This window comes from Subtercola boreus (genome assembly GCF_003399625.1).
GTDB lineage: Bacteria > Actinomycetota > Actinomycetes > Actinomycetales > Microbacteriaceae > Subtercola > Subtercola boreus_C.
This window is the reverse complement of the sequence record NZ_NBXA01000007.1, coordinates 350,263-363,732: the sequence shown is the minus strand read 5'-3', so window position 1 is coordinate 363,732 and position 13,470 is coordinate 350,263. Positions and strand designations below refer to the sequence as shown.

Here is a 13,470-nt window from a genome sequence, read left to right as displayed (position 1 = left end):
GAATGTGAAGATAACCGTTTTGGCCGGTGGCGTTGGTGGAGCGAAGTTCCTGCGGGGGCTGAGACAGCACCTGCGTGACACCCTGCCCGACGCCAGCGGCGGCACGACCGCCGAGGTGACGGTGGTCGTGAACACCGGGGACGACCTCTGGCTGACCGGGCTCCGGGTCTGCCCCGACCTCGACTCGATCATGTACACCCTGGGCGGCGCGAACGATGAGGTGCGCGGATGGGGTCGGCTCGGCGAGTCCGAGCGGGTGAGCGCAGAACTGACCGCCTACGGGGTGGGCTGGCCGTGGTTCACCCTGGGCGACCTCGACCTCGGTACCCACATCACCCGTTCCCATCTCCTTCGCGAGGGACTGACGTTGAGCGAGGTGACCGACCAGATCACCGCGCGCTGGAATCTCGGTGTGAAGCTGCTCCCGATGAGCGACCAGCCGGTCGAGACGCATGTGGTGGTGGCTGCCGACGGCAGAGGCGGAGTCGACGGCAGCGGCGGAGTCGACGGGCCCGATGCGACAGACCATGCAGACGCGACAGACGATTCAGACGCGACAGGCGGCACCCGCACCATGCACTTCGAGGAGTGGTGGGTGCACTACCGCGCGTCACTGCCGGCCCTCCGTTTCGAACAGCACGGTCTCGAATCCGCCACGGCGGCGCCGGGCGTCGTCCAGGCGATCCTCGGCGCGGATGTCGTGCTGGTCGCCCCGTCGAACCCCGTGGTCTCGATCGGCACGATCCTGCCGGTGCCGGGCATCCGTGAGGCCCTGCGCTCGACACCCGCGCCCGTGGTCGGCGTCTCGCCCATCATCTCCGGCTCGCCGGTGCGCGGAATGGCGAAGGCCTGCCTCGACGCGATCGGCGTGGCCGTGGCTGCCGACGCGGTGGGGATGCACTACGGCTCCCGGGCGAACGGCGGGATCCTCGATGCCTGGCTGATCGACGAATCGGACGCCGGCCTCGCCGAGAAGATGGAGGCCGCCGGGCTGCGGGTGAGTGTCGTTCCGCTCTGGATGAACACGGTCGACCAGGCAGCTCAGCTCGCCGCCGATGCCCTGGTGGCCGGGAACAGCCGCTCGAGCACCTCGACAGGCCGCTCGATCTGACCGAAGTGGCCCGCGTCGTCGAGGATGCCGCCCACGAAGTCGGGGATCGTCGCCGCCAGCCGAACGTGGTCATCGTCGGCGACGAAGACATCCCTGCTGCCGCGGAGCGAACGAACCGGGCACCGGATGCCCGCCCAACGCCGTGCGTCGTACTCGCCCGCACAAGCCGACGCAAGCACGAACGACAGAGGCCGCGCCTCGGCGGCGAGCGCACGGTACACACTCTGCGCGATCCGCCCGGGGTGAGCGAACAGCGGGCCCATCGACCGTCGGAAGAACCGGGTCGGCCCGATCAGAGCGACGAATCGGGTGCCGAACCGGCCGAGCCTCGCAAGCACGAGCATGACCCCGAGCATGCCGACATAGGCGGGCAGGTTCCGGAGCTCCCGGAAAGGCTGGCGCACGGCCGCCGCGACGCCGAACGTCGTCGGCGAGACCAGAAGCACACGCTCGGTGGCCGTCTGCTCGGCGGCGGCGAGTTCGAGGGCGACGAAACCGCCGAGGGAGTGGCCCACGATCATCCACCGGTCGTAGCCGAGGGAGCGGGCAACCTCCGCCACCGATGCGGCGACGACTTCGATGCTGCGGTCTTCGGCCCTGGTGGCGAGAGCGGAGTCGCCCCAGCCCGCGAGATCGGGAATGACCAGGTCTTCGAAAGAGGCGTATGCCCCGCCGGTGGCCCCGAGGTCTGCGGCAGACAGGAGCGGCGTGAAGGTACTCCACGAGCCGGCCGCTCCGTGCAGCAGGATGATCGCCCTCGCGTCGTCGCGGCCCGAACGGCGGCCGTGCCTGACTGTGATCGGCCCGGCCGAGGTCAGGGCGACGGAGGTGACGAGCCCGAAGGCCTCCGGGTCGGCTGTCACGCCGAAATGCCCGTAGTCGCGGGCGGCCATGGGGAGTTCACTGGAGTTCACCACAGGTGTTCGTCACGGGCGCACAAACCGAAAGCTCACAGTTGATGAGATTTTGTCGTTTAATATAGAGTAGAAGAATGCCAGCCGACGAGATCATCTACCGAAGCGTCGTCAACGGCCAGCGGGCGGAGGTGTCGGTCGTCGACGAACCGACTCGCACCTATCGCCTGACCGTCGACGGCGTGCCACAGTCGCAGATCTGCCTGGCCGACCCCACCCTGGTCGATTTCGACTACGCCCGCCATATCGCCCGGGCCATCGACACCCGGGCAGCGGCGGGGATCCCCCTCGTCTTCGCCCACCTCGGCGCGGGCGCCCTGACCCTGCCCCGCTACGTCCAGGCAACCCGGCCAGGGTCAGTGCAGTACGCGGTGGAATCCGAAGCGGAGCGCACCATCGACGTGCTCGGCATCCTGCCGCTCGATAAGGGAAGCGATGTGCGCCTCCTGTTCGGTGACGCTCGGGCCATAGTCGACGGGAGGGCGGGGAGCGATTCGAGCGAGCCGCGCGCACCATGGCGGAACGCCGACGTCACGGTGGTCGACCTGTGGGCGGGATCGACGATCGGGTCGCAGGTCGCAAGTATCGAGTTCTACACTCAGCTAGAGTCCCTGTGCGCTCCGGGCGGGATGCTCGCCGTCAACCTCCTCGACGGGCCCGGATGCGTGTACATCCGTCGGCAGGCCGCCGCACTCGGCCTGCTCTTCGATCACGTTGTGGTCGCGATGGACAGCCGGATGTTCGACGACACCGGTCCCGACAAGGCGCCTCGCACCATTCCCGACCCTGTTCGCAGCGGCAACATCGTGCTCCTCGCCTCGAACCGCCCTCTCGACCTCCTCACTGCACCGGGCTGGCCTGTGGGTGACCACAATCCGCCCCGCGTCTTCGCCGGTGACGAGCTGCGGAACTGGATCTCAGGCGCCACGCCCCTCACAGACTCCGACGCCACCGACTCCCCATCGCCCAGTGCAGGAGATCACGTCGGTGACGGTTGCGACTAGGGTCGCGGCGAAGGTTTCATGGTACCCATCGACGTCACCTCCCTTCGAAGAGACTCAGTGGAGCCGGGCACGGCCCCATACTCGATGATATCTCATCTTCGTTCCAGGGAACGCCGAAGGTGTTCCGCGTCGGCGGCCAGGACCTGTCGGGTGTGTCGACCGAAAGTCGTCACCTCCTGTGCGACGTCAGCTGGGGTATCCACATCACGGCGGAGGCTCGAAGCCGGCGGCAGATCGAGCGGCACCAGCCCGGCCGCCCGATGAGCGGCCGCAGATCCCTGGCCGAACCGCGGCACGAGAGGCACACCGGGCCGGGCCGCGATCGTGGTCGTTCCGATACCCTGCAGATCGGCCACGAACGATGCAGGATGACCGGCGGCAGCGTGCAGCGCGTCGTCGAGGTCCGCGGTGGTGAGCGACGGCAGGTCAGCCGTGATTGCGGCGACGAAGGCCTCAGGCCGTCGGCGCCGCGCCTCGGTGATCCCCACCGAGATGGCCGCGTTCAGTCCCTCGCCGGGGTCGGCCATGATGCGGGCGCCGAGCGATGACAGCGCGGCGGTCGACTCGGTGTCGCCCGTCACGACGAGGATCTCCGCGACCCGGGACGAGGCGCGAAGCGCCTCCACGGTGTCGAGCGCAAAAGCCAGGGCCAGGCGTCGCCGCTCGAGCACCGACGCAGGCAGATCCGCAAGCCGGGTCTTCGAGAGATCCGATCCCTTCACCGGCACGACGATGATCCACTCCATCACGGCCGCTCGGCCAGCCCGGCCAGGCGCCCGGCCGCGAAACCCTCGGCATAACCGGTCGCCCGGCCCTCGGCGAGCGCCTCGTCGGTTCCGAGCCGGAACATGTCCGTCGGCCCGGTGCGCGTCAACGCGCGCGCGGGCGTCTCGAGCGAATCGACGACGAACTGCGACAACCCGCGTACCAGCGCGACGGGCATCCCGCTCGCCTTGCCTTTCACCAGATCGGCGGCAGCGGCGATCTCGTCGGCGACGGCCATCTGAGTGACCTCGAGCCTCTGCCCGAAGGTGTCGACTCCCCCGCGCAGGTCGTCGACGACCAGCACGCCGGCCGAACCGATCGCGGCATCGGTCTGGCCCTCGCGCCACGCTCGCCCGAGGGTGTCGGAGACGAGGATGCCCAACCGAACCCCGAGGTGCGCGCGGAGGGCCGTGGCGAGCTGCCTGGCCGACGCATCCGGGTCGACCGGCAGCAGCAGCACGGTGCCGGACGGCGTGTTGCTGGCATCCACTCCCGCTGCGGCCTGCACGATGCCGAGACGGTTCTCGACGATGCGCGTCACACCACCCGGATGGGCGCGAGTGGCGACCACGCGAACGGTCTCGGCTGTGATCGCCTCTTCCCGATCATCCGCCCGCACGGAACGACCCTCGGCTTTCGAGACGATTTTGCTGGTCACGACGAGGATGTCGCCGTCTTCGACGTCGAGGCCCTGGCCCGCGAGCGCTACAGCGATGAGCTCGTCGAGCGCGTCGCCCGCCGCCACCTCGCCCATGCCCGCGAGGGCATACACCTGGATCGCCGGCACGGTCAGCAGGGGCAGTTCGGGGTCTCGGCAGCACGCCGGGCGGAGTCGCTCATGAGTCGATTCTCTCACCTCGCTGTCGCACGCCAGCCGGTGCCGGGATGAATCTGGACTCCTCCTGGTCGCCGAGGCCGGTCAGCCCAGTTCTCCCACAATCTGTTCCGCACGAGCGAGAAGGGATGCGAGCTGGGTTCTCTCCTCGTTCAACTCGGTGGCATGACGCTCGATGAAGTGCTGCTGGTAGGCGGCCGCGATGTCCGCGAGGCCCTGAACGAAATTCGATTCCCGCTTGCATCCCACATCGAGCAGCGCGGTCGCGATCCGCTGTTCCACTGTCATGGATTCGAAGCCCTCGACCGACCAGTCATCTGCAACCTGCACATCATGCCCCGCCATACAGCTGCGATGCGCTTCGATGATCGTTACCGAACGCGGGTCGGACTCCATCTGGAGCCAGCTCTCGCTGTCTGCGTTGCTGGCGACGCCGTTCGATTCTCTGCCGTCGTTCAGTTCGCTGGCCTCCGGTTGCGCGTTGCAGTCCTGCACGGCAGCCAGCCGAGCGCGATCACCGCCTGCAAGGTCGGTTTCGAAAGCAGTCTCCCCCGCAGTTCGCGGCACGAGGCCATATCCGTATGCGGCGGCCCGACCCTCCGTCCAGACTCCGAAGGAGAAGTGCGTCACGGACAGCTCCTCGGTCGAACTTCGCGCGGGGAAGACGAGCGGAAAGCCCGCCCTCGCGACGCACTGCTGCACCAGGTCGTCCGACGCACGGCGGAGCAGAGCGTATTCAGCAGGCTGCAATTGGAATGCCCCCAGCGGCATCAGCACGTCTTCGTGGGCCGCGTCGAGCCTCGCCGCACCGACAACGACCTGAGGCCGCTCGTCCTCCCGCATCGTGCCGGTCGCGGCACCGGACGCGCCCGCACAGGAGGAAAGCAGAGTTGCGCAGACAGCGACACAGGCCCCGGCCACAGCCACGCGCGTCGTTCGCGTCGTTCGCGCGCGCATCAGACCCACCTCCAGCTCGAGAGGATGTTGTCAAAGCTCCGCGACCGCAGATCAGGAATCCCGTTGGCGCGGATCACACCCACCCACCGCCCACCGAAGTCCGCATGCTCGTAGGCCCTTATGTTCATGTAGTTGCCGTTGCAGAAGACCGACGAAGCGGTGTCATTGAAGGCGACCAGCCTTTCGTCCCACGGGCTCGACGTGATGAGGCCCGTCCAGCCGGTGTCATAGTTGTACCCCTGCCAGGCACACATGTACCCGCTTCCGCAGAGATTCGCGGCGGACGCTGGCGCTGCTGCGCCGAGGACCGCCGCTCCGATCAGCGTCGAAACGGCAAGGATCGCAGTTCTTTTCTTCGTGGAACATCCAATCTGATGATTACTCATCTTCAGTAATCAGAACTGTCCCTCATCTGCCCGTGGAAGTCAACAGACGACTCGCGTCATGGTCACCCGAGGCGGGCAGCCCGGCACCGTCAGCGGGGGGACTGCAGGAACTCGGCGACCACCGGCGGAACGTAGGGCGAGACGTCGCCACCGAGACCAGCGACCTGGCGTACGAGCGAACTGGAGACGTGGGCATGCGCCGGGTCGGGCAGCAGGAAGACCGTCTCCACGCCCGAGAGGTTGCGGTTCACGATCGCCATCGGCGTCTCGTAGGCCACGTCGACCTGCGAGCGGATGCCCTTGACGAGCACTTTCGCGCCGACCTCGACGCAGTAGTCGACCAGCAGGCCGACGCTCCACGAGGTGACGATGATGTTCTCCGGCAGACCGCCGTCGGCGATCGCCTGCTGGATGAGGGAGACACGCTGGGCGATCGGCAGCAGAGCCGACTTGTCAGGATTGTGCACCACCAGCACGTGGACTTCATCGAAGATCCCGGCCGCACGCCCGATCACGTCGAGGTGGCCGAGGGTCACCGGGTCGAACGAACCGGGGACGACCGCAATGGTGCTCATACCCCCAGATTAGCAAGCCCCCCGGTCAGCTCTTGGCGAGGAAGGCCCGATCGTTCTCGTCGAGTCGGCGCGTGAGGGCTGCGCGCAGCTCCGGATGCCCGGCGAGCGAGGCATCGGAGGCCAGCACTTCTGCCGCTGCCTGCCTCGCCTCGCCGATGAGGTCACCGTCGCTCACCACCCGGAGCAGGCGAAGCGACGACCGGCCGCCGGACTGGTTGCTGCCGAGCACGTTGCCCTCGCGGCGGAGCTCGAGATCGATCTGGGCGAGCTCGAAGCCGTCGATGGTGGAGGCCACGGCATCCACTCGTTCCCGTCCGAGCGTCTCGAGCGGCGCGTTGGTCACCAGGAGGCAGAGCCCCGGCACGCCGCCTCTGCCCACCCGGCCGCGGAGCTGGTGCAGCTGCGAGACACCGAACCGTTCGGCATCCAGAACGACCATGGTGGAGGCGTTCGGAACGTCGACGCCGACCTCGATGACGGTCGTCGCCACCAGGAGATCGATCTCGCCGGCCGCGAAGGCCTGCATGGTCTGGTCTTTCTCGTCGGCCGTCATACGGCCGTGCAGGGGTTCGATGCGGGACCCTGCCAGCAGGGGGTTGGCGCGGAGCTCGAGCAGCACGGTCGACACCGAGGCGAGCGGAGGCTTCGGCCCGGCCCCGCCCTCCGGGCCGTCGGCCCCCTCACCGTCGTCTTCGAGAGCGTCGGCGTTCTCGGCCACGGTGGGCTCGATGGCAGGGCAGACCACGAAGGCCTGGCGACCGAGCGCCAGCTCCTCCGCCGTGCGCTCCCAGATGCGCCCGACCCAGCCGGGCTTCTCAGCGAGAGGCACCACGAAACTCGAGATGCCCTGCCGACCCGCCGGGAGCTCGCTGATCGTCGAGATGTCGAGGTCGCCGAACACGGTCATCGCCACGGTTCGGGGGATCGGCGTGGCCGTCAGCACCAGCACGTGCGGGGGTTGGACGCCCTTCTTGCGGAGCGCCTCGCGCTGCTCGACTCCGAAGCGGTGCTGCTCGTCGACGACGACGAGGCCGAGGTCGTAGAACTGCACGTTGTCGCTCAGGAGCGCATGGGTGCCGATCACGATCTTGGCCTGGCCCGACACCATCCGGAGCAGGGCCTTGCGGCGGGCAGCGACAGGGAGCTGGCCGGTGTGCAGGGTGGGGACGAGTTCGGCGGCGAGGTCGGGGCCGAGTGTTCGGACGATCGAGCGGAGATGTTGCGAGGCCAACACCTCGGTGGGGGCGAGGAGGGCCGCCTGGCCCCCTGAATCGGCGACGGCGAGCATCGCCCGGAGCGCCACCAGCGTCTTGCCCGACCCCACCTCACCCTGCACGAGGCGGTTCATCGGCTCGCCGCGGGCCAGGTCGGTGCTGATCTCGCTGCCCACGAGCTGCTGGTCGCCCGTCAGGGTGAAGGCGAGCGCACGGTCGAACCGCTCGAGGTAGCCGCCGGGCTTCGGCACGCGTGGCACGGCCTTCAGCGCATGCGCGGCCTGGCGCTGTTCGAGCAGCGCCATCTGCAGCACGAAGGCCTCCTGGTAGCGCAGCGCCTCCCGCGCCCGCTTCCAGTCGCTGTCGCGCTGCGGGCGATGCACGAGTTCGAGCGCTTCGCGAAAGTCGACGAGACCGCGCTCGGTTCGCACGTCGACCGGCACCGGATCGCCGACGGCCCCCAGGGCATCCAGGACCAGTTCGACGGACTTCTGCACCTGCCAGCTCGCCATCGAGGCGCTCGCCGGGTAGATCGGGATCGGCATCTCCGCCCACTTCTTGGCCGACGCGGACCCGGTGTCGAGCGTGAGGTCGTCGAAGAGTTCGTAGTCGGGATGCGCGAGCTGCAGCGCCCCCCGGTAGTCGGAGACCTTGCCGGTGAAGATTCCGCGCACGCCGGGGCGGAGCTGGTTCGCACGCCACGACTGGTTGAAGAACGTGAGCGAGAGGATGCCGTGGCCGTCGGAGATCGACACCTCGAGGATCGAGCCGCGGCGGGCCTTCATGCTGCGCTCCGAGACCGACCGAACCTCGGCGACGATCGTCACCGTCTCGCCCTTGGGCAGTTCGTCGAGGGCTGTGAGCTCGCCCCGGCGCGCGTAGCGACGCGGATAGTGGGCGAGCATGTCGGCCACCGTGCTGATGCCGAAGGCCTTCTGCAGGGCGCCGGCGGTGCGGCCGCCGAGGATGGCCGCGATCTTCGAATCGAGCGTCGCGCTGCCCCGGGGAACAGCGGGAGAGGGCGGCACCTTCCCGATGTCGGGGTCGATCGGTGCGGCGAGCGCGGCTGCGGCACGACTCGCCCTGCCTCCGGATGGACCTGCCGCCGCATTCATACGCCGATTCTAGGCGTCGCCCCCGACAGCGGGAGCGCTAGGGTTTCTTCAATGACCCGCATCATCGCCGGATACGCCGGCTCCCAGCGGCTCGCCGTCCCCCCGACGGGCACTCGCCCGACCAGCGACCGGGTGCGGGAGGCGATCTTCTCCGCCCTCGAGGCGCGCGGCGCCGTGGCGGGCTCGGCCGTGCTCGACCTCTACGCCGGCTCGGGTGCACTCGGGCTGGAAGCCGCCAGCCGCGGCGCCGCGGAGATCACCCTGGTCGAGAAGAACCCCGCAGCTGCCCGCGTGGCGAAGAACAATGCTGCGGTCATCCAGAAGGCGGCCGCTGGCGCTGGGCAACGCGGTGCGCCGAAGCCGCGTATCCACGTTCTGACCCAGTCGGTGGCGCACTTTCTCGCCGCGACCGTCTCGACGTTCGACATCGTGTTCGTGGACCCGCCCTACCACCTGCCCGAGGACGAACTGGCGGACGGTCTGCGGATGCTCGCCCCCCGGGTCACGCCCGGCGCCGTGATCGTGGTCGAACGCACCTCCCGCTCCCCCCAGCCGACGCTGCCGGCGACCCTGGTGGTCGATCGCCGCAAGGACTACGGCGAGACGACCCTGTGGTGGCTCACCACGGCGTGATCTGAGGTCTCACAGGATCTGCCCCCAAACCTGAGATATAGCTGCAGTACTGCAAGTTTGCACTTGCGTAACTTTGCACAAAGCGTAAAGTTGCGTCTATGAATACTTCCTCCGAGCTCGGGCTGCGTGATCGCAAGCGCATCGAGACACGAGCCCGGCTCGAACGCGCTGCGGTCACGCTCGCGCTCCGGGACGGACTCGCCCTGGCGACCGTCGATGCGATCAGCGAGGAGGCCGGAGTCTCGCCGCGCACGTTCTTCAACTATTTCGACAGCAAGGAAGACGCCGTGCTCGGCGTGCGCGACCTCCAGCTCACGAGCCAGACGATACGCCTCCACACCGTGCGCGCCGACGGCAGCGAGCTCGTGTCGTCTGTTGTGCGGCTGCTGCTCGCCGTCATCGCGCCGATGATCGGCGAGGCCGATCTCCGCGAACAGCGCATGGACATCGTCAAGACTCATCCCGAGCTGCTCTCCCGGCAGCTCAACCAGATGACACGCATGGCCGATGAGCTCGTCGCCGCCGTCAGAACGCTCGTTGCGAGCGATCCCGATCCGTCCCGCCTTCAGACCAACCCCGAAATGCTGCTCGCGCTCTGCGGCAGCGGCGTTCGGATCGCGATCAGGGAGTGGGTCGCCGCCGGCAGCACAACTCCCCCAGAACAGCTTGAATCACGAGCGGCCTCGCTCGTCAGAGAGGTAACGAAGAATATCCAATGAGTACCGCAACCGCGCCGAAAGTCGCTGCAGCACCAACACCTGCGGCCGATCCGTCAACAAGACGCAACATCCTGCTCGTCTTCGCCGGCCTGATGGTGACGATGCTGCTCGCATCGCTCGACCAGACCATCTTCAGCACAGCACTGCCCACGATCGTCGGGGAACTCAACGGCGTGCAGTACATGCTGTGGGTCACGACCGCCTACATTCTGGCATCCACCATCATGCTGCCGGTGTACGGCAAGCTCGGTGACCTCATCGGTCGCAAGGGTCTCTTCATCGCGGCGATCAGCCTGTTCATCCTCGGCTCGATCGTCGGAGGGCTCGCACCCGACATGGGCCAGCTCATCGTGGGCCGCGCCATCCAGGGCCTCGGTGGCGGCGGGCTGATGATCCTCTCCCAGGCGATCATCGCCGATGTCGTGCCCGCCCGCGAGCGCGGCAAGTACATGGGAATCATGGGCGGCGTGTTCGCGCTGTCATCGGTTGCCGGTCCGCTGCTCGGCGGTTGGTTCACCGAGGGTCCCGGCTGGAGATGGGGATTCTGGATGAACATCCCCCTGGGCATCCTGGCGATCCTGTCAGCCGTGATGTTCCTGCACCTGCCGAAGGGGTCCCAGACGAAGCCGCGGATCGACTTTCCCGGAATGGTGCTCCTCGCCCTCGCGTCGACCGGCCTCGTGCTGACCACCACGTGGGGCGGCAACACCTACGCGTGGGATTCGCCCACCATCATCGGCCTGATCGCCGGAACCGTGGTGGCGGCTCTCGCGTTCATCTTCGTGGAGCGGCGCGCCGTGGAGCCGATCATGCCTCCGCACCTGTTCAAGGACCGCAACTTCAACCTGACGACGATCGCCGGCCTCATCATCGGCATCGCGATGTTCGGAGCCCTGGCATACCTGCCGACCTACATGCAGATGGTGACGGGGGCGACCGCCACCCAGGCCGGTCTGCTGCTGATTCCGCTGATGGCGGGCCTGTTGATCACCTCGATCGGGTCCGGCCAGCTCGTCAGCCGTACGGGCCACTACAAGTTCCTGCCGATCATCGGCACGGTCATCACGGCGGTAGCGCTCCTGCTGCTGTCGACCATGACTGCAGGGATGCCCGTCTGGATCATCTGCGCCTACCTCGCGATCATGGGTATCGGGCTCGGTATGTGCATGCAGATCCTGATCCTCATCGTGCAGAACTCGTTCCCCCTCCGTGAGGTGGGCACGGCGACGGCGTCGAACAACTACTTCCGCCAGATCGGTGCCTCCCTGGGCTCCGCCGTGGTCGGATCGCTGTTCGTCGCCAAGCTGACCTCGCTGATGGCCGAGCGCCTTCCCGCTGGTGCGGGCACGGCCGGTGGCAGCAACTCGTTCACACCCGACCTGGTGCGGAGCCTGCCATCCGCGGTGCGCGACATCATCGTCGGGTCGTACAACGACGCTCTGACCCCGGTGTTCCTCTACATGGTGCCGCTGGTGCTCATTGCGACGGTTCTGCTCTTCTTCGTGAAGGAGAAGCCGCTGGCGACGACGCTCGACCGTGACGCAGCGCCCGCTCCCGATTCCGCTGCTGCTGGTGCTTCGCTGAGCCGCTGAGCACCCTCCCGCCCGCGGAAGGTCAGCGGCCGGGGTCGGGCTCCGGGAGCAGTTGCAGACCGACGGTGGTGCTCGCGCCGAGCATCAGTGCTTCGATCCAGGCCCGGTTCAGCACCGGCTCCTTGCTGCCGTAGAACTTGAACTGCAGCGGAATCGACGGATGCATCCAGAGTGACGCGTGACCGGCTCCCGCATCCGGACCGTAGGCGTACTGCATCGTGAACGACTCGGCCCGCCGGAGCTTCGTGACGATGACCACTCGCAGATGGGCGAGCACCCGGTCGTCGAACTCGATCTCCACGCCGGGCGTTCCGTAGATCAGTTTGCCCATGTCCGCGCTCACTCCGTTCAGCCGAGTCACGCGTTCACTGCTCGATCGCGCCAGTACAGTCCCTGAGTCTAATCGGGGATCAGACTCAGCCGACTGCGCCGTTCCAGTCGCCGAACGGGTCCCAGCCACCCGGCCTCACGTATGCTCTGCCGCCCACGGTGACCGGCGGATGCCCGTCCTCCCGGTCGCGCACCTCTCCGATCACCCGGAACTCCGCCGGCAGTGTCGCAGTCGGAGGGAAGGTCGCGAGGAGGGAGTGGTCCTCTCCTCCACAGAGCACGAAATCCACGGCTTCTCCACCGATCGAGCTGTCGAGCCCCCGCAGGGTCTGCCCTTCGGCTTCGATGGCGTCATGGAACAACTCGAGAGAACACCCACTGGCCACGGCGATCCGCCCCGCATCGAGCACCAGCCCGTCAGACACGTCGAGCATCGCGGTGGCACCGGCATCGGCAGCGCGCGGCCCGGCCGCCAGAGGCGAGACCGGCGTCAGCTGCGCCTCCACGATGGCGGGGTGCGCAGCACGCACCGCACGCCCGGCGGCGGCGTCGGGGACGCGGATGCCGCCCGGCCGCACGGTCGCCGGCGCGACTTCTGGCAGGCCGTGTTGCGTGCTTGGCGGCAGGCCTTGTTGCGTGCTTGGCGGCAGGCCTTCTGGCGCGCTGGCGTCGGACTGCCCCTCGGCGAAGAGTCTCGCGATCCCCGCCCCCGCAAGGCCGAGCGCTCCCGCCACGGCGACCCGGTCGCCCGGGCGCGCCCCCGACCGCAGTACCGGCGCACGTCCGGCCAGGTCTCCGAACGCCGTCACCGCCAGCACCAGGGTGTTCGACACCGACAGGTCTCCGCCGACCACGCCGGTGCCGGGTGAAAGTGCCGCGCAGGCGTCCCGGAGCCCGTCGGCGATGCCCTCGAGGGCAGCAACCGTCGTGCCGAGTGGTGCGGCGATGGCCACGACGAGTGCGCTCGGCGTTGCTCCCATGGCTGCGACATCCGACAGGTTCGTCACGGCGGCCTTCCAGCCCAGATCGTGCGGCGTCGACCAGGCGAGCCGGAAGTCGGGGCCGTGGATCATCGTGTCCGTCGTCACCACGAACCGCCCGTCGGGCGCGGCCACGACGGCGGCGTCGTCTCCGGGGCCGACCAGCGCCGCGTCGGCGTGCGGCAGCCGAGGGAAGATGCGTGCCAGTGCAGCGACTTCGCCGACGCTCGCGAGGGTATCGTCCGGCGAAGCGGCAGCCTGCCCTCCGACTCTGATGTTGCTGGGTGCGTCTTCGCGCGAAAGCTGAGGGTCTGCCCCACGGGTGTCCACAGCTCAACGG

Annotated in this window: 14 protein-coding genes; 5 read left to right on the top strand and 9 right to left on the bottom strand. The window is 68.1% G+C overall.

The window, feature by feature from the left end; translation table 11 throughout:
- Positions 1-4 precede the first annotated feature (4 nt).
- Positions 5-1,111 (top strand): 2-phospho-L-lactate transferase CofD family protein, encoded by a 1,107-nt coding sequence (locus B7R21_RS05335; protein ID WP_116282195.1) that lies wholly within the window; start codon positions 5-7, stop codon positions 1,109-1,111.
- On the opposite strand, the gene B7R21_RS05330 is transcribed toward B7R21_RS05335, so the two are convergent.
- Positions 1,042-2,025, bottom strand: a complete 984-nt coding sequence (locus B7R21_RS05330) for an alpha/beta fold hydrolase (protein ID WP_172592062.1) — start codon at positions 2,023-2,025, stop codon at positions 1,042-1,044. The genes B7R21_RS05335 and B7R21_RS05330 overlap by 70 nt on opposite strands.
- A 77-nt stretch (positions 2,026-2,102) precedes the next feature.
- Between B7R21_RS05330 and B7R21_RS05325 the strand changes: the two genes are divergently transcribed.
- Complete coding sequence (locus tag B7R21_RS05325; RefSeq protein ID WP_116282193.1) at positions 2,103-3,029, top strand: spermidine synthase; 927 nt, start codon at positions 2,103-2,105, stop codon at positions 3,027-3,029.
- A 92-nt stretch (positions 3,030-3,121) separates the two neighbouring features.
- On the opposite strand, the gene cofC is transcribed toward B7R21_RS05325, so the two are convergent.
- The 6 genes from cofC to B7R21_RS05295 form a co-directional block, all read right to left on the bottom strand.
- On the bottom strand, positions 3,122-3,775 hold the full coding sequence (cofC, locus tag B7R21_RS05320) for a 2-phospho-L-lactate guanylyltransferase (protein ID WP_116282192.1): 654 nt from the start codon (positions 3,773-3,775) through the stop codon (positions 3,122-3,124).
- Complete coding sequence (locus B7R21_RS05315) at positions 3,775-4,587, bottom strand: coenzyme F420-0:L-glutamate ligase (RefSeq protein ID WP_116282243.1); 813 nt, start codon at positions 4,585-4,587, stop codon at positions 3,775-3,777. Before B7R21_RS05315 ends, cofC begins: the two co-directional genes overlap by 1 nt.
- 126 nt (positions 4,588-4,713) lie before the next feature.
- A complete protein-coding gene (locus B7R21_RS05310) occupies positions 4,714-5,400 on the bottom strand; it encodes a hypothetical protein (RefSeq protein ID WP_172592060.1) in 687 nt (228 codons plus the stop codon).
- 185 nt (positions 5,401-5,585) lie between these two features.
- Complete coding sequence (locus B7R21_RS05305; RefSeq protein WP_116282190.1) at positions 5,586-5,972, bottom strand: peptidase inhibitor family I36 protein; 387 nt, start codon at positions 5,970-5,972, stop codon at positions 5,586-5,588.
- A gap of 89 nt (positions 5,973-6,061) precedes the next feature.
- Positions 6,062-6,547: a pantetheine-phosphate adenylyltransferase gene (gene coaD, locus B7R21_RS05300; RefSeq protein WP_116282189.1), complete on the bottom strand. Its 486-nt coding sequence runs from the start codon at positions 6,545-6,547 to the stop codon at positions 6,062-6,064.
- A gap of 25 nt (positions 6,548-6,572) precedes the next feature.
- Positions 6,573-8,876 carry an ATP-dependent DNA helicase RecG gene (locus B7R21_RS05295; protein ID WP_116282188.1) on the bottom strand — a complete coding sequence of 768 codons (2,304 nt, stop codon included), beginning with the start codon at positions 8,874-8,876 and terminating at the stop codon, positions 6,573-6,575.
- Positions 8,877-8,927: 51 nt separating this feature from the next.
- On the opposite strand from B7R21_RS05295, the gene rsmD reads away from it, so the two are divergent.
- From rsmD to B7R21_RS05280, 3 genes are all read left to right on the top strand, one after another.
- Positions 8,928-9,509 (top strand): 16S rRNA (guanine(966)-N(2))-methyltransferase RsmD, encoded by a 582-nt coding sequence (gene rsmD / locus B7R21_RS05290; protein ID WP_116282187.1) that lies wholly within the window; start codon positions 8,928-8,930, stop codon positions 9,507-9,509.
- A 98-nt stretch (positions 9,510-9,607) separates the two neighbouring features.
- Positions 9,608-10,228 (top strand): TetR/AcrR family transcriptional regulator, encoded by a 621-nt coding sequence (locus B7R21_RS05285; RefSeq protein WP_116282186.1) that lies wholly within the window; start codon positions 9,608-9,610, stop codon positions 10,226-10,228.
- Positions 10,225-11,820: an MDR family MFS transporter gene (locus B7R21_RS05280; protein ID WP_116282185.1), complete on the top strand. Its 1,596-nt coding sequence runs from the start codon at positions 10,225-10,227 to the stop codon at positions 11,818-11,820. Before B7R21_RS05285 ends, B7R21_RS05280 begins: the two co-directional genes overlap by 4 nt.
- A gap of 22 nt (positions 11,821-11,842) precedes the next feature.
- Here B7R21_RS05280 and B7R21_RS05275 read toward each other — a convergent pair whose 3' ends face one another.
- Entirely contained in the window at positions 11,843-12,151 is a 309-nt protein-coding gene (locus B7R21_RS05275) for a DUF7882 family protein (protein WP_116282184.1), read from the bottom strand.
- A gap of 85 nt (positions 12,152-12,236) precedes the next feature.
- A complete protein-coding gene (locus tag B7R21_RS05270; protein ID WP_116282242.1) occupies positions 12,237-13,406 on the bottom strand; it encodes a thiamine-phosphate kinase in 1,170 nt (389 codons plus the stop codon).
- Positions 13,407-13,470: the final 64 nt, after the last annotated feature.

Bases quoted from the DNA above. Each gene is read 5' to 3' on its own strand.
- B7R21_RS05285 (WP_116282186.1), top strand. From the start codon at position 9,608: ATGAATACTTCCTCCGAGCTCGGGCTGCGTGATCGCAAGCGCATCGAG.
- B7R21_RS05310 (WP_172592060.1), bottom strand. From the start codon at position 5,400: ATGCCGCTGGGGGCATTCCAATTGCAGCCTGCTGAATACGCTCTGCTC.
- B7R21_RS05280 (WP_116282185.1), top strand. From the start codon at position 10,225: ATGAGTACCGCAACCGCGCCGAAAGTCGCTGCAGCACCAACACCTGCG.
- coaD (WP_116282189.1), bottom strand. From the start codon at position 6,547: ATGAGCACCATTGCGGTCGTCCCCGGTTCGTTCGACCCGGTGACCCTC.
- B7R21_RS05325 (WP_116282193.1), top strand. From the start codon at position 2,103: ATGCCAGCCGACGAGATCATCTACCGAAGCGTCGTCAACGGCCAGCGG.
- B7R21_RS05305 (WP_116282190.1), bottom strand. From the start codon at position 5,972: ATGAGTAATCATCAGATTGGATGTTCCACGAAGAAAAGAACTGCGATC.
- B7R21_RS05295 (WP_116282188.1), bottom strand. From the start codon at position 8,876: ATGAATGCGGCGGCAGGTCCATCCGGAGGCAGGGCGAGTCGTGCCGCA.
- cofC (WP_116282192.1), bottom strand. From the start codon at position 3,775: ATGGAGTGGATCATCGTCGTGCCGGTGAAGGGATCGGATCTCTCGAAG.
- rsmD (WP_116282187.1), top strand. From the start codon at position 8,928: ATGACCCGCATCATCGCCGGATACGCCGGCTCCCAGCGGCTCGCCGTC.
- B7R21_RS05275 (WP_116282184.1), bottom strand. From the start codon at position 12,151: ATGGGCAAACTGATCTACGGAACGCCCGGCGTGGAGATCGAGTTCGAC.